The 1,010-nt window shown below is 57.2% G+C and carries 1 protein-coding gene; it reads left to right on the forward strand.

Annotated elements, in window-relative coordinates; all coding sequences use genetic code 11:
- Positions 1–132: 132 nt before the first annotated feature.
- Positions 133–1,010 (forward strand): OprD family outer membrane porin (locus AC1DRJ_RS29450; RefSeq protein ID WP_477805226.1); only part of this gene is annotated, 878 nt, incomplete at its 3' end.

Genomic DNA, 1,010 nt, shown 5'->3' on the forward strand with positions numbered 1-1,010 from the left:
GACCATGGTCGTAGACACACAAAGTTACGATTGACTTGTGGGTCACGCTCTGGCGCTAATCGCGCATCTTAGGATCTTCGGTCATGAACCGAGGCCAGGATCACAAGAATTAGAAACGAGAGGAGTTAGACAATGAACAAGTCCACCTTGGCCCTGGCCGTGGCCGTAGGGGTTTTGGCGCAGCAGGCAGGCGCCGCAGGTTTCATCGAAGACAGCAAGTTGTCCGTCAGTTCTCGCACCATGTATTTCAACAACGACAACCGTGAAGGCGGTGCGGACCAGAAAGAGACCGCAGAAGGCCTCAAGTTCGATTACATATCCGGTTTCACTCCGGGCACGATCGGCTTCGGTATCGACGCCCAGGCGATGGTCGGTATTCACCTGGACGGTGGTAAGGGACATCACCCGGACAACAACAGCTTCACCCCAAGCGACAGCGATGGTTCAGCTGTGGACGAGTGGAGCCGCGGGGCAGCCAACGTCAAGGCGCGCATCTCGAAGACCGAAGCCCACCTGGGCGGTGCAATGCAACCGAACATGCCGATTTTGGTAGCGAACGACAGCCGCCTGCTGCCACAGACCTTTGAAGGTGGCACCCTCTCCTCGAAGGACATCGACAACCTGACCCTCAACGCAGGTCAGTTCGAACACGCGACGGGTCGTGCCTCTTCAAACTCCAGCGGCCTGGCCGTGGCGGGCGGTACTCAGGCCAGCAACCAATTCCGTTACGGCGGTGCTGACTGGAAGGTCACTAAAGACCTGACCCTGCAGTACTACCACTCGGAACTGAAGGATTACTACAAGCAAGACTTCCTGGGGATGGTTCACGTCTGGACGATCGATGCCAAGCAGTCGCTCAAGTCGGATTTTCGCTACTTCGACAGCAGCTCTAATGGCAGGAACGGCGATCCCGGTTACCGCTTCAACAACAACAACGGTTTCGCCAAGACCCCGGGCGAGGTCGACAACACGACCTGGAGCGGTATGTTCACCTACACCCTGGGTGGCAA

This window comes from Pseudomonas sp. P5_B2 (assembly GCF_056400445.1).